Origin of the sequence: Cupriavidus basilensis OR16, from assembly GCF_000243095.1 — a bacterium.
Lineage (GTDB): Bacteria > Pseudomonadota > Gammaproteobacteria > Burkholderiales > Burkholderiaceae > Cupriavidus > Cupriavidus basilensis_D.
Genome location: NZ_AHJE01000044.1, coordinates 16,958 through 42,501, shown reverse-complemented (window position 1 = coordinate 42,501; position 25,544 = coordinate 16,958). Strand labels below are relative to the sequence as shown.

24 protein-coding genes and 1 pseudogene are annotated in these 25,544 nt (G+C 64.8%); 12 read left to right on the top strand and 13 right to left on the bottom strand.

Annotated elements, in window-relative coordinates; all coding sequences use genetic code 11:
• Window positions 1-161 precede the first annotated feature (161 nt).
• Window positions 162-1,988: a phosphogluconate dehydratase gene (edd, locus tag OR16_RS16485; RefSeq protein WP_006159078.1), complete on the top strand. Its 1,827-nt coding sequence runs from the start codon at window positions 162-164 to the stop codon at window positions 1,986-1,988.
• A 22-nt stretch (window positions 1,989-2,010) separates the two neighbouring features.
• Here the strand turns inward: edd and OR16_RS16480 are convergent, their stop codons facing one another.
• The 5 genes from OR16_RS16480 to OR16_RS16465 form a co-directional block, all read right to left on the bottom strand.
• The gene (locus OR16_RS16480) at window positions 2,011-3,150 is read right to left on the bottom strand and encodes a porin (RefSeq protein ID WP_141639880.1); all 1,140 of its coding nucleotides are present in this window, start codon (window positions 3,148-3,150) and stop codon (window positions 2,011-2,013) included.
• 190 nt (window positions 3,151-3,340) lie between these two features.
• A complete protein-coding gene (locus OR16_RS16475; RefSeq protein WP_043420054.1) occupies window positions 3,341-4,225 on the bottom strand; it encodes a mechanosensitive ion channel family protein in 885 nt (294 codons plus the stop codon).
• A 46-nt stretch (window positions 4,226-4,271) separates the two neighbouring features.
• Window positions 4,272-4,649: a cellulase M and s gene (locus tag OR16_RS16470; RefSeq protein ID WP_006159075.1), complete on the bottom strand. Its 378-nt coding sequence runs from the start codon at window positions 4,647-4,649 to the stop codon at window positions 4,272-4,274.
• A gap of 10 nt (window positions 4,650-4,659) precedes the next feature.
• A complete protein-coding gene (locus OR16_RS42900) occupies window positions 4,660-4,956 on the bottom strand; it encodes a hypothetical protein (protein ID WP_100227897.1) in 297 nt (98 codons plus the stop codon).
• A 417-nt stretch (window positions 4,957-5,373) separates the two neighbouring features.
• A complete protein-coding gene (locus tag OR16_RS16465) occupies window positions 5,374-6,627 on the bottom strand; it encodes an MFS transporter (RefSeq protein WP_006159074.1) in 1,254 nt (417 codons plus the stop codon).
• 243 nt (window positions 6,628-6,870) lie between these two features.
• On the opposite strand from OR16_RS16465, the gene OR16_RS16460 reads away from it, so the two are divergent.
• Entirely contained in the window at window positions 6,871-7,191 is a 321-nt protein-coding gene (locus OR16_RS16460; RefSeq protein WP_006159073.1) for a hypothetical protein, read from the top strand.
• Here the strand turns inward: OR16_RS16460 and OR16_RS16455 are convergent.
• Window positions 7,185-8,096, bottom strand: coding sequence for a LysR family transcriptional regulator (locus tag OR16_RS16455; RefSeq protein WP_006159072.1), 912 nt, complete (start codon window positions 8,094-8,096; stop codon window positions 7,185-7,187). The genes OR16_RS16460 and OR16_RS16455 overlap by 7 nt on opposite strands.
• Before the next feature lie 212 nt (window positions 8,097-8,308).
• Between OR16_RS16455 and OR16_RS16450 the strand changes: the two genes are divergently transcribed.
• Window positions 8,309-9,091, top strand: coding sequence for a sulfite exporter TauE/SafE family protein (locus OR16_RS16450; RefSeq protein ID WP_006159071.1), 783 nt, complete (start codon window positions 8,309-8,311; stop codon window positions 9,089-9,091).
• 54 nt (window positions 9,092-9,145) lie between these two features.
• Here OR16_RS16450 and OR16_RS16445 read toward each other — a convergent pair whose 3' ends face one another.
• The 3 genes from OR16_RS16445 to OR16_RS41335 all read right to left on the bottom strand — a co-directional run bounded on the left by OR16_RS16445 (window position 9,146) and on the right by OR16_RS41335 (window position 12,068).
• Entirely contained in the window at window positions 9,146-10,720 is a 1,575-nt protein-coding gene (locus OR16_RS16445) for a peptide chain release factor 3 (protein WP_006159070.1), read from the bottom strand.
• 135 nt (window positions 10,721-10,855) lie between these two features.
• The gene (locus tag OR16_RS16440) at window positions 10,856-11,821 is read right to left on the bottom strand and encodes a YihY/virulence factor BrkB family protein (protein WP_006159069.1); all 966 of its coding nucleotides are present in this window, start codon (window positions 11,819-11,821) and stop codon (window positions 10,856-10,858) included.
• 79 nt (window positions 11,822-11,900) lie between these two features.
• Window positions 11,901-12,068, bottom strand: coding sequence for a DUF1328 domain-containing protein (locus OR16_RS41335; RefSeq protein WP_006159068.1), 168 nt, complete (start codon window positions 12,066-12,068; stop codon window positions 11,901-11,903).
• 271 nt (window positions 12,069-12,339) lie between these two features.
• Between OR16_RS41335 and OR16_RS16430 the strand changes: the two genes are divergently transcribed.
• From OR16_RS16430 to OR16_RS16400, 7 genes are all read left to right on the top strand, one after another.
• The gene (locus OR16_RS16430; RefSeq protein ID WP_006159067.1) at window positions 12,340-12,525 is read left to right on the top strand and encodes a hypothetical protein; all 186 of its coding nucleotides are present in this window, start codon (window positions 12,340-12,342) and stop codon (window positions 12,523-12,525) included.
• 480 nt (window positions 12,526-13,005) lie between these two features.
• Window positions 13,006-13,554, top strand: a complete 549-nt coding sequence (locus tag OR16_RS39775; protein ID WP_006159066.1) for a hypothetical protein — start codon at window positions 13,006-13,008, stop codon at window positions 13,552-13,554.
• Entirely contained in the window at window positions 13,551-14,162 is a 612-nt protein-coding gene (locus OR16_RS16420) for a hypothetical protein (protein ID WP_006159065.1), read from the top strand. The genes OR16_RS39775 and OR16_RS16420 overlap by 4 nt, the downstream gene beginning before the upstream one ends.
• Window positions 14,163-14,180: 18 nt before the next feature.
• On the top strand, window positions 14,181-14,972 hold the full coding sequence (locus tag OR16_RS16415) for a hypothetical protein (RefSeq protein WP_006159064.1): 792 nt from the start codon (window positions 14,181-14,183) through the stop codon (window positions 14,970-14,972).
• Between the two features lie 82 nt (window positions 14,973-15,054).
• Window positions 15,055-15,783, top strand: a complete 729-nt coding sequence (locus OR16_RS16410; RefSeq protein WP_006159063.1) for a C39 family peptidase — start codon at window positions 15,055-15,057, stop codon at window positions 15,781-15,783.
• Window positions 15,759-16,463, top strand: coding sequence for a hypothetical protein (locus OR16_RS16405; RefSeq protein WP_006159062.1), 705 nt, complete (start codon window positions 15,759-15,761; stop codon window positions 16,461-16,463). Before OR16_RS16410 ends, OR16_RS16405 begins: the two co-directional genes overlap by 25 nt.
• 60 nt (window positions 16,464-16,523) lie before the next feature.
• A complete protein-coding gene (locus OR16_RS16400; RefSeq protein ID WP_050982998.1) occupies window positions 16,524-17,867 on the top strand; it encodes a hypothetical protein in 1,344 nt (447 codons plus the stop codon).
• A 62-nt stretch (window positions 17,868-17,929) separates the two neighbouring features.
• Here OR16_RS16400 and OR16_RS16395 read toward each other — a convergent pair whose 3' ends face one another.
• The 3 genes from OR16_RS16395 to OR16_RS16385 all read right to left on the bottom strand — a co-directional run bounded on the left by OR16_RS16395 (window position 17,930) and on the right by OR16_RS16385 (window position 21,590).
• Window positions 17,930-19,300, bottom strand: a complete 1,371-nt coding sequence (locus OR16_RS16395) for a sigma-54 dependent transcriptional regulator (RefSeq protein ID WP_006159060.1) — start codon at window positions 19,298-19,300, stop codon at window positions 17,930-17,932.
• A gap of 125 nt (window positions 19,301-19,425) precedes the next feature.
• Window positions 19,426-19,896, bottom strand: a complete 471-nt coding sequence (locus tag OR16_RS16390) for a hypothetical protein (RefSeq protein ID WP_043420005.1) — start codon at window positions 19,894-19,896, stop codon at window positions 19,426-19,428.
• A 335-nt stretch (window positions 19,897-20,231) separates the two neighbouring features.
• Window positions 20,232-21,590, bottom strand: coding sequence for an NCS2 family permease (locus OR16_RS16385; protein WP_006159058.1), 1,359 nt, complete (start codon window positions 21,588-21,590; stop codon window positions 20,232-20,234).
• Between the two features lie 403 nt (window positions 21,591-21,993).
• Here OR16_RS16385 and OR16_RS16380 point away from each other — a divergent pair, with 403 nt between their 5' ends.
• Together OR16_RS16380 and OR16_RS16375 are read left to right on the top strand one after the other, a co-directional pair.
• Window positions 21,994-22,197 carry a cold-shock protein gene (locus OR16_RS16380; RefSeq protein ID WP_006159057.1) on the top strand — a complete coding sequence of 68 codons (204 nt, stop codon included), beginning with the start codon at window positions 21,994-21,996 and terminating at the stop codon, window positions 22,195-22,197.
• A 1,679-nt stretch (window positions 22,198-23,876) separates the two neighbouring features.
• Window positions 23,877-24,804 (top strand): annotated as a pseudogene (locus OR16_RS16375) (replication protein RepA).
• 226 nt (window positions 24,805-25,030) lie between these two features.
• Here OR16_RS16375 and OR16_RS16370 read toward each other — a convergent pair.
• A complete protein-coding gene (locus tag OR16_RS16370) occupies window positions 25,031-25,234 on the bottom strand; it encodes a cold-shock protein (RefSeq protein WP_006159056.1) in 204 nt (67 codons plus the stop codon).
• Window positions 25,235-25,544 lie beyond the last annotated feature (310 nt).

Sequence of the window (25,544 nt, the reverse complement as noted above, 5' to 3'; positions counted from 1 at the left end):
CTGCTTGCTTCATGTCGTTTGAACTCCAGAGAATGGAGCGGAGTCTAGCACTTGTGGAGAAAACGTGCAGCGCCCCATACTTGCGCCAACCGCGCGCCAACCGTGCACCCCTCCCCAAAGTGCACTAGGCTGAAAAAAAGCATCCCACGCAGGAGATCCCCATGCCAAGTCATCCAGTACTGGAGCGGGTCACCGCCCGCATCAAGGCGCGCAGCGCCGCCACGCGCCAGTCCTACATGGATCGCACCCGTGCCATGGCGGGGCAGAAGGTGGAGCGCGCGCAGCTCTCGTGTACCAACCTGGCGCACGCCGTGGCGGCCATGCCCGAGCAAGCCAAGATCCGCCTGAAAGCGCAGGAGCGCCCCAACCTGGCGATCGTCTCCTCGTACAACGACATGCTGTCGGCCCACCAGCCCCTGGCGGAATATCCGCAATGGCTCAAGGAGGCTGCGCTGGAGGCCGGCGGCACCGCGCAGTTCGCCGGCGGCACACCCGCCATGTGCGATGGCGTGACGCAGGGGCAGGACGGCATGGATCTCTCGCTGTTCTCGCGCGATGTGATCGCGCTGTCAACCGCGGTAGCGCTGTCGCACCAGATGTTCGATGGCGCGCTGTACCTCGGCGTGTGCGACAAGATCGTGCCGGGGCTGGTGATGGGCGCGCTGTCGTTCGGCCACCTGCCTGCCATCTTCGTGCCGGGCGGCCCCATGACCACCGGCATCGGCAATGAAGAAAAGGCGCGCGTGCGCCAGCGCTATGCCGAGGGCAAGCTCAGCCGCGCCGAGTTGCTGGAGGCGGAGAGCCAGTCGTATCACGGTCCCGGCACCTGTACGTTCTACGGCACCGCCAACTCCAACCAGATGCTGATGGAGATCATGGGCCTGCACTTGCCCGGCACCGCCTTCGTCAATCCCAACACGCCGCTGCGCGAAGCCCTCACGCGCGAATCCGCGCGCCAGGCGCTGCGCCTGGTGCACGGCGGCGATCGCTATACGCCGGTGGCGGACGTGCTCGACGAGCGCGCCTTCGTCAACGGCATCGTCGGCCTGCTGGCCACCGGCGGCTCCACCAACCATACGTTGCACCTGGTGGCGATGGCGCGCACCGCGGGCATTGTGCTGAGCTGGGACGATTTCGCGGAGCTATCTGAAGTCGTGCCGCTGCTGGCACGCGTGTATCCAAACGGTAGCGCGGATGTGAACCAGTTCCAGGCCGCTGGCGGGCTGGGGCTGGTGATTCGCGGCTTGCTGCAGCTCGGCCTGCTGCACGACGATGTCACCACCGTGGTCGGCCAGGGCCTGGCCGACTACACGCGCGAGCCGGTGCTGCGCGACGGCCAGCTCACCTGGATCGACGGGCCCGAAGCGACGCTGGACGACAGTATCGTGCGCCCCGCCAGCCAGCCTTTCGCGCCGGAAGGCGGCATCAAGCTGCTCGACGGCAAACTCGGCCGTGCCGTGCTGAAGATTTCGGCGGTCAAGCCCGAGCACCACGTCGTGCAGGCCCCGGCAATGGTGTTCCATACGCAAGACGCGCTGATCGAAGCGTTCAAGCGCGGCGAGCTGGAGCGGGACTTTATCGCGGTGCTGCCATGGCAAGGGCCGGCCGCCTGCGGCATGCCAGAGCTGCACAAGCTCACCCCTACGCTGACCGTGCTGCAGGATCGTGGCTTCCACGTGGCGCTGGTGACGGACGGGCGCATGTCCGGCGCGTCGGGCAAGGTGCCGGCCGCCATCCACGTGTGCCCGGAGGCGTTGAGCGGCGGCGGCATCGCCCGCGTGCGCGATGGCGACCCGATGCGCGTGGACGCGCATGCGGGCGTGCTCACGGTGCTGGTGCCGGACGCGGAATGGGCCGCGCGCGCGGTGACGCCGCCCGATCTGTCCGCCAACCGGCATGGCGTGGGACGCGACCTGTTTGCCAATTTCCGCCGCCACGTCAGCACGGCGGAAGCCGGGGCGTGCTCGCTGTTTGCCGAGGAAGGCTGACGGGGGATGGCTTGTGCGCGGCCTAGAAGCTGTGGCTGACGCCGGCACCGAACCCGGCGCCGCCACCTGCGTCGCGGCTGTGGCGATACGACACCGCGCCATACAGCGTGGTGCGCTTCGATAGCGCGTAATCCACCCCGCTGGTGACGTAGCCGGTGGCGCCCGCCGTGCCATAGCCCTGGAAATCGCGCGCGCCCGAGAGCTTGAGCGTATAGGCGCCCACGCGCCAGTTGACGCCAAGCGTGGCGGCGCTGCGCCTGGCGCTGGCGTCGCCAAGGAAGGCCTGGCTCGCGGCGCTCAGACGCGTCTGGCTGTACGAGGCCATCAGCCGCACCTTGGCGAACGCGTAGGCCAGTCCGGCGAACCACGTGTTGTCGAACGCCGCATTGCGCTCCGCCGTCAGCATCGCCGACCAGGGCCCGGCATCGTAGTTGAGCGAGGCCGCCAGCGGCCGCGTGCGGTCCCGGTTGCCGGCGGCGTCCGGCGTTTCGTTCTTCTCCACGCCGGCGGAAACATGCACGTGCATGCCGCCCCATTTCGGCGAGTCGTAGAACACGCCGTTGTTCAGTCGCGAGTATTCGCCCGCGGGGCCGTTGTGATACGGATCGGTGCGATAGGACGGATGGTACACGTACCACGCCACGGAGCTCACGCGGTTGAAATTGTCCCCGCTGTCGTACTGCCAGTCGTATTGCCACATCGGCGTCAGCGCGCGGCCGAGGCGCAGGGCGCCGTAGGGCGACCTGATGCCAACGGTGGATTCGCCCTGGAAATACGGCGTGGCGCCGCTGGCTTCAAGCCCGCCATTGCCCATGTCGAAACGCGTTTGCAGGTTCAGGGTGGCGGCCCAGCCGGGGGCCAGCGTTTCGCTGCCGCGCAGGCCGATGAAGCTGCGCTGCATGGTGCCGACCTGAGTGGGCTGGCCGGGCGCGGGACGGAAGATGCCGACGTCGGCGAACCCGTACAGCTGGAGGCTGCCCTGCGCGTGCGCCACCGGCGCGGCGGGCCCCAGCACGGCGGCGCAAGCCAGCGCCGGCAGGCAGCGCGCAAGCATTCTGCGTGGTGCGTCAGGCGAGAAGCCATCGTTGGCGGGAGGGACTGTGCGCAAGCTTGGTGGCTTGCGTGCGGCGGGGTTCAGTTCGAGCTTGTGTGCAGGCAGCAAATCCAATTCCAGAGGTTGAAGACATGCCGTGTTCCGCCACGCGCAGCGGCGGGACGCGGATACCGGTGAAAGACCCAATGGGGCGAAGAGAAGGAAACAGGCGATGGCGCGCAAACGCGGGCGCCACAAAAGAGGATCGCCGCCGGGGTGCTTTCGCGCCGCGGCGGCGCAAGCAACGCGGGCAGATGGGTCAGCTCAAGCGATGCGCGGGATTGGGTGCCACGGGCGCGGCCACTTGCGCGTCCTCGGGCACGCGCCATTCCCGCACCGGCACGGCAAGCGCGCAACCGGCGGCTTCGAGCACCTGCTTGATACGGTGGTAGAAGGCGAAGCGCACGTTCCAGTAATCCCCGGCGGCAACCCAGCAGCGCACGTTGAGCGTAACGCCCTGCGCAGCATAGTTGATCACCATGACCTCGGAGGCCGGGTCCGCCAGGATGCGGCCCTCAGCCGCGAGCATGGCACGCAGCGCATCGAGGGCGGCCTGGATGTCGGCGCCAAAGGTGACGGTGACTTCGATGTCGAGCCGGCGGGTGGGATTCTCGCTGTAGTTGGTAATGGCGCTGCCCCAGATCTTGCCATTGGGCACGCGCAGGCAAACCCCGTCGGAGGTGGTCAGCTCGGTCATGAACAAGCCGGTCTCGCGAACGGTGCCGGCCACGCCCTGCGCATCGATGTACTGGCCCACGCGAAACGGCCGCAGCAGCACCAGCATGATGCCCGCGGCAATGTTCTGCAGCGTGCCTTGCAGCGCCAGGCCGATGGCCAGGCCGGCCGCGCCGAGCATGGCGATGATGCTGGCGGTCTGCACGCCGAATTGCGACAGCACCAGCACCACCGTGATCACGCGCACGATCCATTGCGTCACGCTGGCCAGCATGGGGCGCAGCGTGGCATCCACTGCCGGCCGGTCGAACGCGCGCAGCACCGCCGCGCGGGCGCGCCCGGAGAGCCACCAGCCCAGGATCAGGATCAGCACGGCAGCGATGCAGTTCAGGCCTTGCTGCACCACCAGTTGCAGCAGGTAGGCCCAGGCTGCCTCCAGCTTCTGGGGTTCGATGAAGTTCAGGTTCATGGATTCGGCTCCGGCGATCAGTGTGGAAAGGTTGCTCATGCGCGGCTCACGATGCCGCGGCGGCGCGACTGCGATGCACCGGTTCCCCGGCGTCGGGCAGCGGTGTTTCGCTGCACGAGCCGGCCCGGATCGGGCTGGTGAGCGATTGCGCAAGGTGCACCGGCACGGACAAGCGTGTGCGCCCATGGCCATGCGAGACGTCGGCGCCAAAGCAAAGCAATGTGGTACGCACATCGTGCCCGGCACTCTGCGCCGCACCCACATCGGAATGATAGAAGCGGAACACGTCCCGATGGCCGGGAATACCGAGCGTGCCGAGGTGGGCCACGATGGCGCGGTCGGGGTCGGGGTCGGGGGCGGGGGCGGGGCGCTGCTCCGACAGCGTGGTCTTGAGGTAAAGCGGATCGATCTTCAGTGTCTGCATGCGGGCGGGTTCATGGTTCGCTTCGAATGGATTCAGGAAGAGGTTGGTACGCTCTTGATCGTGAAGTGGTGGATACGCACGAGCGTGGCATCAGGCCGCGAACGAGAACGGCAGGCCGGCAAGGCGCTCGGCTGCGCTTCGTGGCCTCGCTGCCTGCGGTTTCTAAGCCGATGGCATGGGTGCGCAGGTCGGGCGTACCCGTTTCTGCGGGCATGCCGGCGATCAGGCTGTAGATCGCGCCGTTGGCGAGGGCATGCCGGGCGCCCACGACCTGATCGAGGTGTTGTTCTCCTGCAATGCCACACATGATTGCTCACTCTCCTGTCACTGGTGGTGTGCGGGCTACCAAAACCGGCGCACCGCGCCCTGCATTGTTTTCGCATGGCGCAGTACGCTGGCATGCCCGCTGGGTCTGACTTGATGCGGGATAATTACCTGTATTTGATTGAAATTGACGATACTTTCAGGACAAATGCCGGGGCGATTGGTTTCCCCGGGATGCGCGGCGGCAGGTTGGCGAATCCGCGCCAGCCCTGCGTGGGCAAGGGCTAGCCCCGATTGGAAAAAATTTCGCCGGGGTGGTCTTTGAATTGCTTTTTTTTGGCAGGGAGAGTCGCGCGGCACCGCTGCGTTGGGGCACGCAGAATTGGGTACGCTTTGGGTGCGGAGGAAGAACGGGCGCTGCACCCGGCCGGTGCTCGGACCGGCCGGGTCAGACCTTGTTTCAGGCCGTGACGGGGTGGTCGTGCAAGCGGTCGCGCGAGGCTAGCGAGGGGAACAGGCGCATCCACACCACCACTACCAGCAGCGTACCGATGCCGCCAAGCAGCACCGCGCCAACCGGCCCGAACAGCGCGGCCGTCACGCCGGACTCGAACTCGCCAAGCTGGTTGGACGCGCCGATAAAGACCGAGTTGACCGCGCCCACGCGCCCGCGCATATCGTCTGGCGTATCGAGCTGGACCAGCGTGGAGCGCACCACCACGCTGATCATGTCTGAGGCGCCAAGCACGACCAGGGCCGCCATCGACAGCGGCAGCCAGTGCGAGATGCCGAACACCATCGTCGCCACGCCGAAGACGGCCACGGCGCCGAACATCACGCTTCCCACGCGGCGATTCATCGGATGGTGGGCGAGCCACAGCGCGGTCGCCAATGCACCGATGGCGGGCGACGAGCGCAGCAGGCCCAGGCCCCAGGGGCCGGTATGCAGGATGTCGCGCGCGTAGATGGGCAGCAGCGCGGTAGCGCCGCCCAGCAGCACGGCAAAGAGATCCAGCGAAATCGCGCCGAGCAGCACCGGCCGGCTGCGGATATACGAAACCCCCGCGAACAGCGTGGCGATGCTGACCGGCGTGCTCAGCCGCTGCGCGGCCTGGCGCAGCTTGAGCGCGGTGACCAGGCAGGCGGCCACGGCGAACAGCGTGGCACTGATGGCGTAGACCACGCCCGGGCCGGCCACGTAGGCGAAACCGCCCAGCGCGGGGCCGATGATGATGGCGGTCTGCGTGGCGGAGCTGGACAACGCCACCGCGCGCGGAAACAGGCGCGGCGTGACCACGCTAGGCAGCAGCGCTTGCAGGGTCGGCGTTTCAAAGGCACGGGTGGCGCCGATCAGGGCCACGAACACGAAGATGTGATCGCGCGTGATCCAGCCCGACCAGCTCGCCACCGCCATCGACACTGCGATCAGCGCTTCCAGCGTCTGGCAGGTGCGCACGATCAGGCGCCGGTCGAAGCGGTCGGCCACATGGCCGGACATCAGCAGCAGCATCACCGAAGGCAGGAACTGCACCAGCCCCACCATGCCAAGCATGAACGGGTCGCGGGTGAGATCGTAGATCTGCCAGCCCACCGCCACCGTAAAGATCTGGTAGCCGATGGTGGTGCACAGGCGGGCAAACCAGAACAGCCGAAATGAGGGGTCGCGGAAGACTGAGTCCGGCTCGGGGGCCGGAACGGAAGCAGGGATCGACATGGATGGCGGTGATGACGGGACGGGACGGGCGGCGGGGCAAAGCTGGCACGAATTCTATCCGAGCCACAGCGTGCATGCAGGCGCATGCATCACGTCCCGCCCGCCTTTCATGTATCAACAATGATGCAATGTCGCCACAGGGAAAACACAAGCCGCACAAACGATAATGATTCGCATTTATAATACGAGCCCTCGATGCGGCGGATGCACGGATCCACACTGGCGCTTCCCAGGAATTCCATTTTGCAGCCCACCTTCAAGCTCTCCAGCGCCGCCATCGGCGCTGCCGTGCTTTGCCTGACCCTGTCCGCGCGCGCGGCCACACCGGCAACCACGCCTGACCCGGCAGCCCAAGGGGCTTTCAGCGCCGAAAGCACCCTCAATGCCGGTACCCGCGGCAGCGATATCTCGCTGAACGTGGGCGTGCGCGGCGCGGGCTCGGTACGCTATGGCCCGCAGAACCTGTTCGACCGCCGCCACTTCACCCGCTCCACAGACAACAACGCGGGCAAGTACGTGGGCATGCCACGCACGTTCTACGTCCAGGCCTCGCTGGCTTACTGAGGCGACGACCGGGGCGATAGCGCCGCACGCAGGCTCTGCGCCAGCGCCGCGGCGGCTGGCGCGGCGTCGCGGCGCGACAGCAGCAGCACGCGCGTATCACAGCCAGCATCGGCCAGCGGTACGCAGCGCACGCCCGGCGGTGCCAAGCGTGCGAGCGAAGCCGGCATCAAGGCCACGCCAAACCCGGCCTCCACCAGCGCAAGCTGCGACTGCTTGCGCGAGATCGCCGCCGCCGCGCGCGGATAGAAGCCGCGCTCCAGGCAGCACTGCGCCACACGATGGCTCAGGCCACCCCGGTCCGGGTGCGGCAGCGACACAAAGGGCTCCTCCCGCAAGCTCTCCAACGCAACGCGGTGCGCGTGCGCAAGCGGATGCGCGGTGCTCACCACCAGTTGCAGGTGTTCTTCATAGAGCGCAGCGGCCTCGACGCCGGGCAGCCGGCGCAGCAGCGGCTCGCGCGCCAGGCCCAGATCGGCGCGGCCCTCTTCGATCTCCATCGCCTGCTGTTCGCTGGACGCCTGCGAGATCTCGAAGCGTATCCCAGGATGCTTGGCCTGGTATTCGCGCAACACCGCCGTGCAGGCCGGCGTCAGCGGTACCGAGCTGGAATGCAGCAGGCGCACCGTGCCTTGCTCGCCACGCTCGACCTGGCGCGCTTGCGCCGAGGCTTCGGCCAGCTCGGCGAGTATGCGGCGCGCTGCTTGCAGAAAGGCGCGGCCGGCCGGCGTGGTCTCCACATGGCGCGGCTTACGCACCAGCAGCACCACCTGCAGCATGCCCTCCATCTCCTTGATCTGCCGGCTCAGCGCCGACTGCGCGATGAAAAGCCGCTCGGCGGCCAGGCTGAAGCTGCCGGCATCGACGATTTCAACGAAGTAGCGTAGCTGCTTGAGGGACGGGCTCATTGATGGGGCAGGCTCATTGATGGGGCAGGCTCATTGATGGGGCAGGTTCATTGATGGGGCGGGCTCGCGGCGGCCTGGATCGTGCGCGCAGTGTGCCATGGCGCGCGCGCAGCGCCCAGCGCGCTGCCATGCCGCCTTGCGATAGATCGCGGGGCGCTTTGATATTGGTCCGCGCACGCACGCGTCCCTATGCTGTGAGGCACGCAACCCTGATGCTGATGCCAATGCCCGTGGACCTGACCGCCCTGCTGCCCGGTGTTTCCTTGCCCGCCTACCTCGCCATGTGCATGGCGATTGCCGGCGCCTATGTGATCTTCGGCATGGCGGGCTTCGGCACCGCGCTGGTGGCCGGGCCGCTGCTGGCCTACCTGATGCCGGTGAGCCAGATCGTGCCGCTGTTGGCGCTGATGGACTGCACGGCCGCCGCCTTTGCCCTGCTGCGCGATGGCCGCGCGGCCGACCGCGCCGAGCTTGTACGGCTGCTGCCCTGCATGCTGGCCGGCAGCCTGGCAGGCGCCGCGCTGCTGCTCAAGCTGCAATCTGACCTGCTGCCGCTGCTGCTTGGCGCGTTCGCGATAGGGTATGCGATCTGGTCGCTCGCCGGCAGGCGGCCCACCGGTTTTACGCCACGCGCCGCGCTGCCCTTTGGCCTGGGCGGCGGCGTGTGCTCGGCCATGTTCGGCAGCGGCGGCTTTCTCTACGCGATCTACCTGTCGGGCCGGCTGGGCAAGGACGCCATGCGCATGACGCAGTCCACGCTGATCGGCGTGAGTACGCTGACGCGGCTGGTCCTGTTTGCCTTGGCGGGAGTGTATGCGGGCGCGGCCATCATCAAGCTGGCGCTGCTGCTCGCGCCGGCGATGGCGCTGGGCCTGTGGGCCGGGCGCAGGATCACGCTGCGCTTGTCGCGCGAGCAGTTCCTGCGCATGGTCAATGCCGTGGTGCTGTGCTCCGGCGGCGCGCTGGTCCTGCACTACCTGCTGCGCCAGGATTAAACGCGTCGCCCGGGCGGGCGGCGCTTGCGCCGGATCGCGCCAGCGGCGCGAAAATCAGACGATTTCGCGCGTCTCCATGAACTGCAGCTTGGGGAAGCGCTCCTGCGTCAGGCGCAGGTTGACCATGCTGGGCGCCAGGTAGACGTGATCGCCTGCGCCGTCGAGCGCCACATTGTGGCCTGCCTTCTCGATCAGCTTGTCGATCTCCGCGGGGTCACCCTTGAGCCAGCGCGCGGTGGCGCAGTCGTGCGACTCGAAGATCGCGTCGACACCGTACTCGTGCTCCAGGCGGTGCGCCACCACATCGAACTGCAGGATACCGACGGCGCCCAGCACCAGGTCGTTGGAGGCGATCGGGCGGAACATCTGCGTCGCGCCCTCTTCCGCCAGCTGCTGCAGGCCCTTTTGCAACTGCTTGACCTTGAGCGGGTTGTTCAGCCGCGCGCGGCGGAAGAACTCGGGCGCAAACGACGGGATGCCGGTGAACTTGAGCGCCTCGCCCTCGCTGAACGCATCGCCCAGGCGGATGGTGCCGTGGTTGGGCACGCCGATGATGTCGCCGGCGTACGCCTCTTCGGTCGTATTGCGGTCCTGCGACATGAAGGTGATGGCGTTATTGATGGCCATGGTCTTGCCGGTGGACACGTGCTGCACCTTCATGCCGCGCTCGAAGCGGCCCGAGCAGACGCGCACGAACGCGATGCGGTCGCGATGGCGCGGGTCCATGTTGGCCTGGATCTTGAACACGAAGCCGGTAAACCTGGGCTCCTGCGGCTCCACCGCGCGCGACTCGGCATTGCGGCCCTGCGGCGGCGGCGCCAGCTCGCACAATGCGTCGAGCAGCGATTGCACGCCAAAGTTGTTGACGGCGGAGCCGAAGTACACCGGCGTCTGCTTGCCGCTGAGGAACGCGTCCTTGTCGAACGCGTGGGAGGCGCCGCGCACGAGTTCGATCTCAATGCGCAGCTCTTCGGCCTGCGTGCCCAGCACGCGGTCCAGCTCCGGGTTGTCCAGGCCCTGGACCATGGCCGAGGTGCCCTTCTCGCCGTGCGGGTCGAACAGCTGCACGCGGTCGTCGATCAGGTGGTACACGCCGCGGAAGGCCTTGCCCATGCCGATCGGCCAGGTCATCGGCGCGCACTGCATCTTCAACACGTCCTCGATTTCATCGAGCAGCTCGATGGGCGAGCGGCCTTCGCGGTCGAGCTTGTTGATGAAGGTGATGATCGGCGTGTCGCGCAGGCGGCAGACGTTGAGCAGCTTGATGGTCTGCGCTTCCACGCCGTTGACCGAGTCGATCACCATCACCGCGGAGTCCACTGCGGTCAGCGTGCGGTAGGTGTCCTCGGAGAAGTCCTCGTGGCCCGGGGTGTCGAGCAGGTTGATGATGTTCTCGCGGTACGGGAACTGCATCACGGAGGAAGTCACCGAGATGCCGCGCTGCTTTTCCAGCTCCATCCAGTCGGAGGTGGCATGGCGGTCGGCCTTGCGCGCGCGCACTTCGCCCGCGACCTGAATGGCGCCACCGAACCACAACAGTTTTTCGGTCAGGGTCGTCTTACCCGCGTCAGGGTGCGAAATGATGGCAAAGGTGCGACGACGCGCAATTTCGGATACGAGCGAGCTCACGGCAGTGGATTCGGCAAACAGAAGATGAATAAGGGCCCGGGGCGCAGCGGACCGGCGCCAGGGGCCGGCGCGACCATCAGCTTGCGGTCGGGGGCCGGGCACTGCGGGCATGCACGAAGGGAATCGGGCCGTATTTTACCGGTTCGCGGGACCGGCCGCGCGCGGATCGGGCGGCGGACAGGCGCTTTGCCCCCGCAAGCTGCCGAATTGCAGCGCGTATTGGCGGGTGAGCTCGGCGCCGAAGAAGAAAATTTGTGCCGAATAATACACCCACAACATCAGCGCGACCACCGAACCCGCGGCCCCATAGGACGAAGCCACGGCGCTATTGCCCAGGTAAAGGCCGATCAGCCGCTTGCCCACCGAGAACAGCAAGGCGGTGATGACGGCGCCCATGACCACGTCGCGCCAGGCAATGCGGGCATTCGGCAGCATCTTGAAGATCACGGCGAACAGCAGGGTCACCACGCCAAATGAAAATGCCGTGGAGATCGCGTCGGCCACCGGCGCAAACCACGATTGTGTCCACATCTGCCCCCAAAACCGGTCGACCACCGCCAGCGCGGCATTGACGATCAGCGACACCAGCAGCATGAAGGCCAGCACCAGCACCAGGCTGAACGACAGCAAGCGGGCGCGCAGCAATTGCTGCCAGCCGGCGCCCTGCGGCGCTGGGGTCTCCCAGATCTCGTCGAGGCTGCCTTTGAGCTCCGCGAAGGCGCTGGTGGCGCCGACAAACAGGATGCCGGTGGCGATGGCGGCGGCCAGCCCGCCGCCGCCCGAACGGTGCGTGGCGGCAAGGATTTCCTGAATGGCGGCCGCGCCCTGGGAGCCGACAAGATCGTCGATCTGGGCGAAGATCTCGCCCCGTGCCGCTTCCGCGCCAAAGAAAATACCGGCAATGGAAATCACCAGCACCAGGACCGGCGCCAGCGAGAAGAGCATGTAGAAGGACAGCGCCGCGCCCTTGCTGGCGGCCCGGTGCGCCAGCCACGCGCTGACTGCGGCCAGCAATACCCTGACCGTGCGCGCGGCGGTGTGACGATCGGGCAGCCAGTGGCCGATGCCGCGAGCGCGTCGCTTGGGAGGCGTGCGGTCCACGGACTGCTCGGGAGAATCTGCTGGATTCAAGCGTGGATCCCGTTATTGGCCGGGCGGCTAAAGGGTCCGGCAGACTGCCCTAGCTCCGGTCTTTGCTCAGGCCCCATATCAGCGACACCGCGCACAGCACGAGGAAGATGATGAAGAGGATCTTGGCGAACTCGGCCGCCGCGGCGGAGATGCCGCCGAAGCCAAACACCGCCGCGATCAGGGCGATGACGAAAAAAACCACGGCGTAGCGCAGCATGATGGGACTCCAACGAGGCCTTCTCCCGTTTTGTTATCCGTTCCAAGGTTCATGATACAGCCCATCCCGCGCTTTGCCCAAGCCGCCGGGGCACGGCTCGCGCCCCGGTTCCGGCCCGGTCCGGGCGGCGAGCGGCTAGACTGAAAAAAGACGGGCTACGCGCCCTCTCGCCGGGGGTGAACGGCGCCACCGGAGCGGTTGACTGCAAACACCGACCGTCCGGGTGCCGTCCTCCCGCACGCAACCTTTTCGACAACCAGAAGGAGGCACCATGAACCGGAAAACCCTCCGCCGCCTTGGCACCGCCATCTTCCTGGCGCTTGGCCTGCTCGCCGCTGCTGGCTGCGAGCGCAGCCAGCCGGGACCCAAGCCGATCTCCGGTGCACTGGCCAGGCACATGGCCGGCACCGCGCCGGCGCCCCTCGCGCCACCAGCCTTGTTCGTACTGTCGGCCTGAGCATCGACAGCTTCGCAACGGCGCGCCCAGGCCAATGCCGCCGGCCCGCGCATCACGCTCCTGCAAGCCCGGAGCGTACCCGTTTCTGCGTACAGGGCCGCGCGCCCCCAACCGTGCGTAAAGCGGCGCAGGCGAGGCGAAAACGACCGGGGCCGCCCGCCTTGCCGCCAGCACCACAGGCGGGCAGGCACGCTCGCCGGCCGCTGCCCTGTTTCAGCGATGCAACCAGCGCCGGCCTGCCCCTGCGGGCGCGCATGGCCCGTCGTCGTGCCTGACTCAGCATGGTCGTGCGCCCAATCGGCAATCGCTTTGCACCGGCATCGTCGGCAATGCCGCGTTACAGCGCTGCAACCAAAATGTTCGTCCTCTATGCGGGAACTTCCGCGCGCTCTTGCGCACCACCCGCAAACCGTTGCCAGCGCTCGATTGCAGGGTATTGGCACGCTTGTCGCTCTGTTCGCTACAGGGAGACATAAAAAAATGACGCGACGAGTCGTACAACGCGGGAGTGAGTTCAGCCATGCGTCAGCCGCCAGCGCGAATGACAGCACGGAGGCGTTCGTATCGGCTGGCGCGGCCTGCGCCATCGGTCTTGCAGCTTTTGTCGCCGCCCTTGCTTCCTTCTCCGCGATTGCAGAACCAGGCGATATCGTCGTTCTGCGCAGCGTCGAGCCGCGTATTGCCTATCGCGGCATACCGCAGGGGGACATGCCGATAGCCGCCGCCGTCGAGCCGTTTCCGTCCGCACGTTTCCAGCAATCCACCGCCGCCGTGGCCAGCGACCTGACCGACAGCGATCTCGCTGCCGCGGTAGGCCGCAACGCGGCCGGCACCACCGTGTCCGGTGCCAGCCAGTCGGCCACCGGGCGGCTGGCCCTGGTGCCCAGCCAGATCGAGGGCCTGGCCAATGGCAGCGGCGCTGGAGGCGTTTCGGGCGGCATCGCCGGCCAGGTCGCGCAGGCTACCGGCAACATGACTGGCGCCCTGCTGCACGGATTGGCGCCGCTTGCGGTGGGAGGCCGGCCATGACCCGCGTCCACACCGCGCATGGCAACCATGCGGCCTTGCTTGCCGGCCTGATGCTTGCCTGCCTGCCGCTCCACGCGCAGGTCCAGGGCCCCGCCACCGACAGCACACGCATCGATGCGGGCGCGCTCGCCGGCGTTGCCGGGCGCGCCGCCGTGAACCTGGCCGCAGGCAGCGGCAATGCGCAAAGCAACCAGGCCGCCATCGCGGGTGGCGGCGCGGACGTGCAATCGCAGCAGCGTGCCGGCGCGACCATGCCTGCGACCGGCGCCGTCAGCCAGATCGGTGGCGGTGCCTTCGCCAACGGCAGCGGGCTGCTCTCGGCAAACGTGGCCAGCGGCAACGGCAACGTGCAGCTCAATGCGGCAGTGCTGGCGCCGGCCGCCAGCGTAAAGATGGAGGCCATCTCCGACGGCTTGCTAGCCGCGGAATCGGCCGGAGGAAGTCGCCCGGGTTCAGCGGGCCGCGCAACGGGTCCGCGCGAGGCAGTCATCCTGCCAGATGGCTACCGCAACGCAACGGGCCTGGTGCAGCTGAACCAGACGGCAGGATCGGGGAATGTCTCGTCCAACGTTTTTGTGCTCCGTCCCCCGGCGGGCACTTTTTTCTAAGCAGGGAAGGAGAAAATCATGAGAACGAAAATCCTCGCCATCGCAGCAGGAGTTGTGCTTTCAACCAGCGCCTTCGCAGGCGGCTTCAGTTACTTCGACCGGCCGGACGACGCCGATATCTATAGCCAGACAGCCATCAGCAACGACATCTATGTCCGTGGCTTCGGTTTTGCCTGGGGCGATATCCACTTCAGGTCCGAGTCAGGCGCGGTGGTCAACAGCCAGCAAAGCGCGCGTGACAATCACGTGCGCATCGGCCCGTCCACCAACAGCGCATTCGGCGGCGGCAACGCGCTGTTCAATGCGCAAGGCAATATCGGCGTGAACATCTCCGCGGGCGCAGGCAACGGGCAATCCAACCAGGCCGCGCTGGCCAGCATCGATGCGTCGGATGTCTTCGCCTCGGCGCAGGTGTTCTCCAGCCAGAAGACCGGGGATAACAGCATGCACATGGTCGGTGCCGCAAACAGCGCCAGCATGGGCGACAACATGCTCGCCGGTGCCAAGGGCAACGTCGGCGTGAACATCGCGGCAGGCGCCGGCAACCTGCAGAGCAACGCGCTGGCGGCATCGGTCAATATGGGCAGCGGCAGCCGGCAGCCCGTCGGCGCGCTGGCCAAGGCAACCGCTTCCAATGACCAGACCACCTACGGCAATGACCTGTCGATGTGCGGCTGCAGGCCGAACAACGCGGCTACGCTCAACGGCGGCGCCCTGGCCAACGCGGTGGGCAACATCGGCGTGAACATCGCCGCCGGGGCCGGCAACGCACAGAGCAACGGGCTCGCCATTTCCACGGCGACCCACTAAGCACGGCGGCAAGAGCACAAACGCGGCAGGAGAGCCAGGACCCCGGGGGGCCCGGCTCAACCCGCCCAAGGGGAGAAGTGTCATGCGCGCGCTATTCCGCGTGATCGGGGCATTCGTGCTGCTGGCAGCGGCATGCAGTGCTTTCGGTCAAAGCACGATGACTATCGACATCGACGGACAGCCGATGCTCAGGAAGCCCGTCAAGAGCATGCTCGAGATGCGCTACCAGAACATGATGCGCCAGCAGCTCGACTTCAGTTGCGGCGCCGCCGCGGTGGGCACGCTGTTGCGCTACGGCTATGGCTATGACCTGGCGGAGCCCAGGATAGTCGAGGACATGCTGCGCATCTCCGACGCCGACACCGTGGTCAAGAATGGCTTCTCCATGCTCGACATGCGTAACTACGTCGAGACGCTGGGCTTGCGCGGACGGGGGTTCCGCGTGGATTACAGCGCCCTGCGGCAACTCAAGATCCCGGTCATCACCTTGCTTGACGTCAACGGCTACCTGCATTTCGTGGTGGTGCGCAAGGCCATCGACGGACGCGTGTTCGTGGCCGATCCGGCACTGGGCAACCGCATCATCAAGGAGGAGGATTTCGCCGCCAACTGGAATGGACTGGTGTTCGCCATCGTGGGCCGCCCGTTCGATCCGAACTCGCCGCTGCTCGACTTCGCCGCGCCCGCCCTCACTACTTCTGACATGGACACCGCGCTGCGCCTCCTTTGCCTGAGCTACTCCGCCGGCATGGCGCTGGCCACGCAGCGTTTGCGCTGGCATCCACCGTGGCCGACGATGCCCGCGACGTGATGGCCTCGCCGGAGATGGCGGAGGTCGTCAGCGACGCGGAAATGGCCGGCGCGCGTGGCAAGTACTTGGGTGCGAGCCTGGTCAGCGGCTTTGTGGTCGAGATGGTCTCGCGCTGGCAGAACGACACGGCGATCGCCACGGCAAGCGCGCGCGTGGCAGCCGCCAACCTGTCCGCCAGCAACGCGGTGGCGCAGGCCACGGCGAGCCTGTCGGCGCACGTCCAGAGTCTTGGCCCGGGCAATGTGCAAGGCAATGGCGGCATTGCCAGCTCCGCGGTGCAGGTGGCGGGCGTGGGCCAGATCACGCAGATCGCCGGCGACGGCAATGCCGTCAGCAACGTCAGCACCATCACCACCCAGACCGCGCCCATCGCGGCACCGGCGGCGAGCGTGGCAACTGGCACCCCGGCAACGCAAGTGGCACAGGGCAACGGCATCACCGCCAGCGCCACGGTCGCGCCAGGCGGCGGCGTGTCGCTTGCCATCCAGTCGGCCGCGGGCAGCGCCACGCAGAATGCGCAAGGCGGCAGCCTGATGCAGGCGGCGCGCATCACGGGCGACGCGCAGCAAGTGCTCAACCTCACCAACATCACGCTGCAGGTGCAGCAATCAACGATCCGGCAACTGACGCAGGCCAGCATGCGGGACGCACTAGCGGCAATCGCAACTATGCGACGATAATCCAGCATGCGCAGGGCCGGCGTACCCGCTTCGCGCCCATTCAGATTTCCGGGGGGAAAGATGAAGACCAAATCCGCTCTGATGGGTACCCTTGCGGGTACGCTGATCTCGGCTGGCGCGTGGGCGCAGGTCAGTGCCCAGCCCAGCGCCGACGAGCGGATCGAACGGCTGACGCATCTGGTCGAGCAACAAGACAAGACCATCAAGGCTCTCGAACAGCGCCTGAACGACCTCGAAATGGTCGGGGCGCGCGGACGGGGGGTAGTAGCAGGAACGGGGAGCAGTGCCAACGGGAACACCAGCGGCGGAATGACCGCTGCCGGTGTTCCCTCCTTGGCACAAAGCGCAAGCCCTGCCGCAAGCCCTGGCGCAAGCGGCGCCACCACCGCAACGCCCGCCGCGGACACGCCGGTAGTGGGCTCGGATGCGCGCGAGACACAGCAACAGGCGCGCGTGCAGAGCAAGGACCTGGTCTACCAGAGCGAACATGCGCCGCTGTTCGAGCGGCGCCTGACCATCGACACCGGCTTCATCTACAGCTATTACGACCGGCGCGCGCTGTCGCTGTCCGGCTTCCTCGCGCTGGACGCCATCTTCCTCGGCACCATCAACCTCAACCAGACCAAGTCGCACACGCTCACCTACGACACCATCGCGCGCTACGGCCTGTCCGACCGCCTGTCGATGGACTTCGATTTGCCGGTGATGTACCGCAACACCAACTTCATCTCCGGCGGCGCGGGCGGTTCCGCCTCGAGCCTGTCCGATGCCACGCTGAGCACGACGGCGCCTGGCGATATCAGCATGGGCTTGTACTACCAGTTCCTGCGCGAAAGCGGTGCCTCGCCCGACGTGGTCGGCAGCATCCGCGTGCGCGCGCCCACCGGGCGCTCGCCGTTCGGCATCAAGCTGGTGTCGGCGGATCCCAATAACAACAACCTGAATATCGCCGACCAGTTGCCCACCGGCAATGGCGTGTGGGCCGTGACGGCCGGGTTGTCGCTGCTCAAGACCTATGACCCCGTGGTGTTGTTCGTCAATGCCAGCTACACCTACAACATCAAGCGCTCGGTGAGCGATATCTCCTCGGTGCGGGGGCAAGTCACGCCGGCCGATGTGAAACTGGGCGACACCATCGGGTTCGGCGGCGGCCTCGCGCTGGCGCTCAACGACCGCACGTCGATGTCGATGGCCTTCAACGCCGCCATCTCATCGAGCACGCAGGTCACCACCGCGGGTGTCACGCAGACCGTGATTGGCAGCCGGGCCAACGTGGCGACCATGACCTTCGGCTTCAATCACGTGATCACCAAAGGCTTGTCGGTGAGCACCGCGATCGGCCTCGGGCTGACCCCGGATGCGCCGAACTACACGGTGACGCTGCGTTTTCCCTATACGTTCTGAGCACCCCAAGGCCATACGGAAAAAGCGGGCCGCGGCCCGCCTCTGCTCTGATTGCCGGCCGGCTATTCGCCAACGCCGGGATGCGCTTCGATCCGGATATTGTGCTTGTGCATCAGCCGGTACAACGTGACACGCGATACATTGAGTTCGCGCGCGGCGGGTACCACGTGGAAGCCGTGGCTCGCCATCACGGTGCGGATCGCCTCGCGTTCCGCCTCCTCGCGGATTGCATCCAGGGTCTTGCGTGGCGAGTCGCTGCCGCCGTGCAATTGCAGGTCCTCCGCGGTGATCTTGCGGTTATCTGTCATCACGATCGCGCGCCGCACCCGGTTGATCAGTTCGCGCACATTGCCAGGCCACTCGTATTGCATCATGGCCTGGGTGGAACATGGCGAGAATCCGCGAATGCGCCGATGGGCCTCGTGGCCATGCTCGGCAAGCACCGAGTTGGCCAGCAACAGGATGTCCTCGCCGCGCTCGCGCAATGGCGGGATCGACAAGGTCAGCACGCATAGCCGGTGGAACAGGTCGGCACGAAAGCGTCCGTCGGATTGCGCCGCCACCAGGTCCACGTGCGTCGCCGAGATGATGCGCAGATCCAGCGGGATCGACTGGTGCCCACCAAGCCGGGTGATGGTGCCTTGCTGCAGGAAGCGCAACAGGGCCACCTGGCTTTCCAGCGGCAGGTCGCCGATTTCATCGAGAAACAAAGTGCCGCCCTGCGCCTGCTCGATCCAGCCGATCTTGCGCTGGTTGGCGCCGGTGAACGCCCCTTTCTCATAGCCGAACAATTCGGACTGCACCAGGTGCGGGGGAATGGCGCCGCAGTTGATCGCCACAAACGGTCCCTTGCGCCGGCTCGACGCTTCATGGACGGCTTGCGCCGCCAGCTCCTTGCCCGTGCCGGACTCGCCTGAGATAAAGACGGGCGCCTCGTTGTGCGCGACCTTGGCGAGCGAGCGGAACATGCTGCGCATAGCCGCGCACTCGCCGATCATGGGGCCGTGGCCGATCAGTTCGTGGCTGCGCGCGCCATGCAGGCAGGCCATGCCATGGGCATGCTTGAGTGTGTAGAGCAGTTCGCTGAACGAAAATGGCGTGCGCACGTAGTCCACGCAGTAGTCGCGTATCAGCCGCCGCACGCGTTCGTCCTCCAGCATGCGCGACGACGTGATCGCCACCCACATCACGTGCAGGTATTGCAGGCTCTGCTCGAGCTGGGTCAGCTCGGCATCGCTGTACTCCGTCTCTAGATCCAGCACGCCGGCCATTGGCGCACTGCCCCGCACCACCCGGCTCAGGTCGCGGATCTGCTGAATGTGGCGAATCTCCCAGCCAGAGCCGAACTGGGCCGGATCAAATCCATAGGGTTCGTGGCGCGATACGACCAACACCTGTGCGGTGCGCGTCGCCACCTTGCACAGTCGGTCCATAACGTTCTCCCTGACATCGAGCACCTTGACTATTCCGGCCTGCACCGCGGTCCCGCTCTGGTGCGGGCGCTGGTTGCGGTCAAGCTGAGTCGGTTGGGGAGGATCCCCCACGCGCAATGTCGGCATTACGGCTTGGACGGACTGCGGGACTGCTCGCCAAGAATGGCGGTGTGGTCGCTACCGGCATGGAGCTGGTCGCGGATACGTCGGCGCACCTGGTCTTTCTCGCGCATCAGTTCGGTACGCGGCGCTTCCGGCGATTGGCCGGAGTAGCGGTAATAGAGCGCCTTGTAGGTCAGCTGGCTGAGAATCCACTCCTGCAGCAGCGCGCGCTGGCGGGACAATTCGCCATCCAGCGATCGTTGCCGCTGCAGCAATTGCTCGATTGCGGCACGCGCGTAGGCGGGCAACGTCTGGTCCTCGCTCAGGAATGCTTCGACGGTACTGGCGGCAGGGTCGCCGCGCTCGCTGACGTGGTTTTGGCGCGGTGCCTCGGCTGCGGCTTCTCCCAAAGCCGCCCAGGCACGGTGAACGGAAAGACTGGCGGACTCGCTGATGGGCCCTATGGCGGGTCGCCGGATTTCTCCTGCAGTCATGATTGATCCCCGTTGAACAACACCCCCGGCACTACACGTTCGCGATTACCACTTTTGTTTAGTCTTATTGGTTGTTCTAGTCGGGCGGGCGTGTCTCCGCGCGCTCCTTTCGTGGTGGCGAAGCCATCTTGACGATGGTCTGCTCATTTAGTCCTTGACCTCTCCATTGAGGTGGACTTGTTGTGTTTGCTATAGCAAGCCTGACGATGCGGAGCCAGCCGGCGCGACCCCGGAGTGCCGGAGTCAAGAAGGGGCGCCCCGAAAGCGCCCCGCAATCTGCCACGCCTCTAGTTCAGTGCATTTAGGCCAGTTTGTCCAGTCCTCAGTATGGGAACTCAGCCGAATATCGGTAATTGGTCACTTACATTCCGCGCAGAAATGGGTACGCAATTTCTAGCCCCGGATGTCCGCCTGGCACGACGTCCGGTCAGCAGCTTGAGCCCGGCGTAGGTGATGAAGCCAAAGGCCACGCCGTTGGCCACCGAATAGGTGAAAGGCATGCCAAGCGCCGTCAGGACGGCAGGTACCACCTCGGTCGCGTCGCTCCAGTCGAGGTCAACTAGTTCGCGCAGCATCAGGCAGGACACGTAAAGCAGGGCCGGCGCAGTTGCGTAGCCCGGAACGGTGCCCGCGAGGGGCGAAATGAACAGGCAGGCGAGGAAAAGCACGGCAACGGTGACGGCGGTCAACCCGGTGCGGCCGCCCGCCTGCACGCCGGAGGCGCTCTCGATGTAGGCGGTGGTGGATGACGTGCCCATGAACGAGCCGGCCATGATCGCCGTGCTATCGGCCATCAGCGCCTTGTTCAGCCGGTCCATCTTGCCCGCCTTGAGCAGCCCGGCGCGATTGGCCACGCCCATCAGGGTACCTGTGGCATCGAACAGCTCGACCAGGAAGAACACCAGCACAACGTTAATGATGCCGATCGACAGCGCGGCGGAGATATCCAGCTTGAACAGGGTCGGCGCAATGGACGGTGGGGCGGAAAGCACGCCGTGGAAGGTGTTGTCACCCACCGCGAAGCTGAGCAGGGTGGTCAGCAGGATGCCGATCAGGATAGCGCCTTTGACCTTGAGGTGGTCAAGCGCGACGATCACGAAGAAGCCGATGATCGCAAGAATGGCAGGGGTCTGGTGCAAGTCCCCGATGGTAACCAGGGTGGCCGGGCTCGCGGCGACGATGCCAGCGTTCTTGAGCGCGACGATAGCCAGGAAGAGCCCGATGCCTGCGGTAATCGCCACCCGGATCGAGTGCGGGATGCCGTTGACAATCATCTCGCGCACGCGGAACAAGGTCACCAGCAGGAACAAGCAGCCGGAGATGAAAACGGCGCCCAGCGCGGCTTCCCAGGGAAATCCCATGCCCTTGACGACCGTGTAGGCAAAATAGGCGTTCAGCCCCATGCCCGGTGCCATCGCGATCGGGTAGTTGGCGTACAGGCCCATGATCAGCGTGCCGATCGCGGCCGCCACGCAAGTCGCCACAAAGACGGCATCCTTCGGCATGCCGGCATCGCCCAGGATGCTTGGGTTGACGAAGATGATGTAGGCCATGGTCAGGAACGTGGTCAACCCGGCCAGCAGCTCGGTGCGCGCGTCGGTCTGGTGCTCGCTCAATTTGAACCAGCGTTCCACCAGCGAAATGCCGGCGGCGGCGGGCGGCGTGGGTTGGCTGATAGGTTCCTGTATCGGCATGGCGTCTCCTGTTATTGTGGTCACGGCAGGTTGTCCGGCCTGTGCTTCCGGCCTGTGCTTCCGGCTCGGGTTGCGTGCGCGGCACGCAGGCCCTGCCAAGCATACTGTCGGGCAAATTCCGCCTCGATGCGGCGCTAGCGGCGAATAAGCTCCATCTGGAAAACGTGATGATCCGACGATGGCTTGCAGTGGATCCCGGCAGACATCCAGAATGACCCTACCTTGACGCTGGCGCTAATCCGCCGTATAAACCCCGCTAGATTCAAGCGACGAGGCAACAGCACATTCGTTAGCCACCGTCATGGTACTTCCGTTGTCCATGGTGTCCTTTCCTTGAGTTGCTTTGCTCGGATATGCGTGAGCTATCCGTTTCTTTTTAATTTTTCCCAGGAAAAGCAATACCATGCAAACCGGTATCGTTAAATGGTTCAACGACGCCAAGGGCTTCGGTTTCATCAAGCCGGACGCTGGCGGTGACGATCTCTTCGCGCACTTCTCTGAAATCCGCTCCGACGGTTTCAAGTCGCTGCAGGAAAACCAACGCGTGTCGTTCGAAGTCAAGAACGGCCCGAAGGGCCTGCAAGCTGCGAACATCACGCCGCTGTAAGCAGTAGACTGGCACCCCACTAGGGGTGCGCCTAGTCAGGAAGACCCCGCCTCTCGAGGCGGGGTTTTTTTTGCCCCGCCATCCCCCTTGGCCTCGCTGTGGTCCCGCATCGCAGCGCTCGCCTGGCAACGCCGTCAAGCCCCCCCGCAAGGCGCGCAGAAACGGGTACGCCCCATCCGCCGAGGCCAGATCGATTCCGCAATGCCTGCGAGTTCCAACGCAGAAACGGGTACGCCGGACGCGTTTGAGCCGGCCCATCGGGCCCAGGCAGGTTCCTACGCTGGCCAGCGCGCCGCAGAAACGGGTACGCGCCATGCCGTGAACCTTGATTTCGCCACCCGCGGGCATCCCGGCTGAAGCTGGGCTGCTACCAAGTACGCAGAAACGGGTACGCAGGACGCGAAATCCCGTGCCGCGCAGCCATCTGAGCGTGGCGAGCATCTTCGAGCGCATCTTGCAAGGGGGCGACTGACGCAAGATCACAACGCAGAAACGGGTACGCCCCGGTTTTTTCTGCTCATCGTCCCAGCAGCTCGAACGCCTGAGATCACGCAGAAACAGGTACGCCCCAAGGCCTCGATCGCGCTTTCCCGCACCCAACGGGTCCCTTCATGCGGCCCCTCGACCGCACTCCGCATCTCTTCTTCTCCAAAAATACTTGTCCAGGCAAGGAAATCGCGGTTTTGCCGCAGAAACGGGTACGCGCAAGGCCTGCCCCGGCGCAATCCCGCTCGCAGAAACGGGTACGCACGTCAAACCGGCGTTCGCCGAGCATCCCCCAGGCAATACCAACGGCCCCCACGGCGTGCGCAGAAACAGGTACGCCTGGAAAAACCCTTTTACTTATTTGCTGATTTTGAGTGCAAGCACTCGCTTTTGCTATATACCTTGTGTATAATAGAAAGAAGAATTTTTTCACGCAATATGACCTGCTTGGCGGCCGCAGAAACGGGTACGCTTCGCAAGAAATGAGGTCCTGGCGGGTGCGCAGAAACGGGTACGCTTTTGGTGGGTCGGGATCCGGAATCGAGAGTTCGCAGAATTGGGTACGCCGCAGAAAGCAGAATTGGGTACGCAAATGGAACGACGGGGGCCTTTGCTACGCAGAATTGGGTACGCAAGGAGGCGGAAGGGGCTTTGGTAAACCTTGGGGTGTACCAAATTCTGCGGGGATAACTTCTCTGCAGGCTCGGTTTACGCGGTATACGTGACGAAAAGCGCGCAGCATGCGCAGAAACGGGTACGCTTTCGATGCCCGCAACTGTGGAAAAGCCTGTGGGAACAGGGAGTTATCCCCGCAGAAACCGGTTCGGGCTTTGCGCTGAAACGGGTTCGGTATACCGCAGAATCTGGTACAGCGCTTCGCAGAATCGAGTACGGTTTCACGCAGAATCGGGTTCGCGGGGGGTGTTTTTCCCCTTATGAATCAAGGCGCTGGCTCTCCCGTATACGGTTTACAAGTAGTTAACCCATACTCTTAACGTTTACCGGTAGCTGATGGCTGGCCTTCCGTGGACAACCCTTCGGGATTGCCCACCGCAGCCCACCATGCAATCAGCCATGAGACCCGGCACACCCAAAACACGCGGCATTGCAGGAAATTCGTCTACCGAACCCGTTTCTGCGTGACAAGGCGGATCGCTTCGCGTAAAAAGTCGTGTATTCCGAAGCACGCCAATATGCCCATCAAACGCAACCAGACCATCCTTGGGTCCCGCGGTCCAGCCGATATGGACAGTGAACCCTCCCGCATCATCGTTCCCGGCGACGAGAACAGTCTGGTTCCGTCCGAGAAGTTCCAGCGCCTGTTCGACGAAGCCCAGGCCATGGAGCGCGAAGATGCCTGGCAAAGTGGCGAAGTCGGGTTTTTGAGCCGGGCCAGCGTGCAAGTCACCTTGCCTTACAGGGCGCCAAAGGGTGCCCCGCCTGTATGGACTCGGACCAGCGGAAATATCTCGCTGATGATCCAGCCCGGATACTTCACGCAGCAGCGTTCAGAAAAAGCCAGCAACGGCCGCCAGAAACTGGTGTCCGAGACGGTTTCGCTCGGCTATCCCTATGGCTCCTATCCGCGCTTGATGCTTGCCTGGATCGGCAAGGAGATCATGGCCAAGAAGAAGCGCGGCGAGTTTACCGGGACGGTGGAAGACCGCCGCATTTCGCTGGGCAATTCGTTGTCCGAGTTTATGTACAACCTGGGCATTCCGATGGCCACGGGTGGCAAGCGCGGCACCATGACCCTGGTGCGCCAGCAGATGATCCGCCTGTTTTCCGCCACGATTGCGATCGTCCCCGCTCTCGATCGATCGCGTCGGCTATCTGGATATGCGTGCGCTGAAGGCGCTCAAGCAGTCGCCGTTCGCGCTGGACGTATACTCTTGGCTGACCTATCGCTTCTTCACAATCCAGCGGCGTACCGAGATTCCGTGGGAAGCCCTGCAGATGCAGTTCGGCACCGAAACTGAAAGTGAGCGCAAGTTCCGCGCACTGTTCCGCAAAGCGCTCAAGGATGTGCTGGTTGTCTATCCCGGTGCCAAGGTGGATGCGGATTCGTCCAAGGCCCTGATCCTGCAGCCTTCCCGGACGAGCGTTCGCAAGCTCGCCTGACCCTGGCCGCATGCAGCGCTGAACCCGCCCGCTGAAACAGCGGGCGGGTTTTTCGTTAGGTGCCCTGAAAAGGAACAGAGCGGCCTCTGCAAGGAACCGGGCAGGGGAGCGGTTTCGTACAGCAAGAAGCACAAAAGGCAAGCGTGGAACGCTTGCCTTTTGCTTTGCCTACCGCGTCAGGCTCAAGAGCCCGGCGTAGTCTGCGATTTCGGCGTGATTCGTGAGATCAGGCCGGCTTGATGGCGGATGCCTGCAAGCCTTTCGGGCCCTGCTTTACTTCAAACGTGACGCGCTGACCATCCTTGAGCGTCTTGAAGCCCGAACCCTGGATTTCGGAGAAGTGCGCGAACAGATCCGCACCGCCGTCGTCCGGGGTAATGAAGCCAAAGCCCTTGGTCTCATTGAACCATTTGACCGTACCGGTTGCCATGTGAATTTCCTTTCGAAGCAAGTTCTTGTACACAACGCAAACAACGCTAACAACCGTTCAAGCACGCTAAGTTCTCGTAGTTACCGAACGGACGCCGACGAGGTGACACGACTTGACTCGACTGTTGCGGGCATCATAACCAGTTTGTCTAGTTGTGTCATGTGCGTCGAAAGACGCACTCCCGCTACTTTAGGCGTATTCCATGCCGCATTTCAAGTGGAAAACTTTCATTTCCATAACGCGAAATATTTCCGCTAATTTTATATTTAAATTATAAATTAAAAAAACAGTTGAGCCGGCACGTCACTTT

Bases quoted from the DNA above. Each gene is read 5' to 3' on its own strand.
- edd (WP_006159078.1), top strand. From the start codon at position 162: ATGCCAAGTCATCCAGTACTGGAGCGGGTCACCGCCCGCATCAAGGCG.
- OR16_RS16475 (WP_043420054.1), bottom strand. From the start codon at position 4,225: ATGAACCTGAACTTCATCGAACCCCAGAAGCTGGAGGCAGCCTGGGCC.
- OR16_RS16470 (WP_006159075.1), bottom strand. From the start codon at position 4,649: ATGCAGACACTGAAGATCGATCCGCTTTACCTCAAGACCACGCTGTCG.
- OR16_RS42900 (WP_100227897.1), bottom strand. From the start codon at position 4,956: ATGTGTGGCATTGCAGGAGAACAACACCTCGATCAGGTCGTGGGCGCC.
- OR16_RS16465 (WP_006159074.1), bottom strand. From the start codon at position 6,627: ATGTCGATCCCTGCTTCCGTTCCGGCCCCCGAGCCGGACTCAGTCTTC.
- OR16_RS16455 (WP_006159072.1), bottom strand. From the start codon at position 8,096: ATGAGCCCGTCCCTCAAGCAGCTACGCTACTTCGTTGAAATCGTCGAT.
- OR16_RS16450 (WP_006159071.1), top strand. From the start codon at position 8,309: ATGCTGATGCCAATGCCCGTGGACCTGACCGCCCTGCTGCCCGGTGTT.
- OR16_RS41335 (WP_006159068.1), bottom strand. From the start codon at position 12,068: ATGCTGCGCTACGCCGTGGTTTTTTTCGTCATCGCCCTGATCGCGGCG.
- OR16_RS16430 (WP_006159067.1), top strand. From the start codon at position 12,340: ATGAACCGGAAAACCCTCCGCCGCCTTGGCACCGCCATCTTCCTGGCG.
- OR16_RS39775 (WP_006159066.1), top strand. From the start codon at position 13,006: ATGACGCGACGAGTCGTACAACGCGGGAGTGAGTTCAGCCATGCGTCA.
- OR16_RS16420 (WP_006159065.1), top strand. From the start codon at position 13,551: ATGACCCGCGTCCACACCGCGCATGGCAACCATGCGGCCTTGCTTGCC.
- OR16_RS16415 (WP_006159064.1), top strand. From the start codon at position 14,181: ATGAGAACGAAAATCCTCGCCATCGCAGCAGGAGTTGTGCTTTCAACC.
- OR16_RS16410 (WP_006159063.1), top strand. From the start codon at position 15,055: ATGCGCGCGCTATTCCGCGTGATCGGGGCATTCGTGCTGCTGGCAGCG.
- OR16_RS16400 (WP_050982998.1), top strand. From the start codon at position 16,524: ATGAAGACCAAATCCGCTCTGATGGGTACCCTTGCGGGTACGCTGATC.
- OR16_RS16395 (WP_006159060.1), bottom strand. From the start codon at position 19,300: ATGGACCGACTGTGCAAGGTGGCGACGCGCACCGCACAGGTGTTGGTC.
- OR16_RS16390 (WP_043420005.1), bottom strand. From the start codon at position 19,896: ATGACTGCAGGAGAAATCCGGCGACCCGCCATAGGGCCCATCAGCGAG.
- OR16_RS16385 (WP_006159058.1), bottom strand. From the start codon at position 21,590: ATGCCGATACAGGAACCTATCAGCCAACCCACGCCGCCCGCCGCCGCC.
- OR16_RS16380 (WP_006159057.1), top strand. From the start codon at position 21,994: ATGCAAACCGGTATCGTTAAATGGTTCAACGACGCCAAGGGCTTCGGT.
- OR16_RS16370 (WP_006159056.1), bottom strand. From the start codon at position 25,234: ATGGCAACCGGTACGGTCAAATGGTTCAATGAGACCAAGGGCTTTGGC.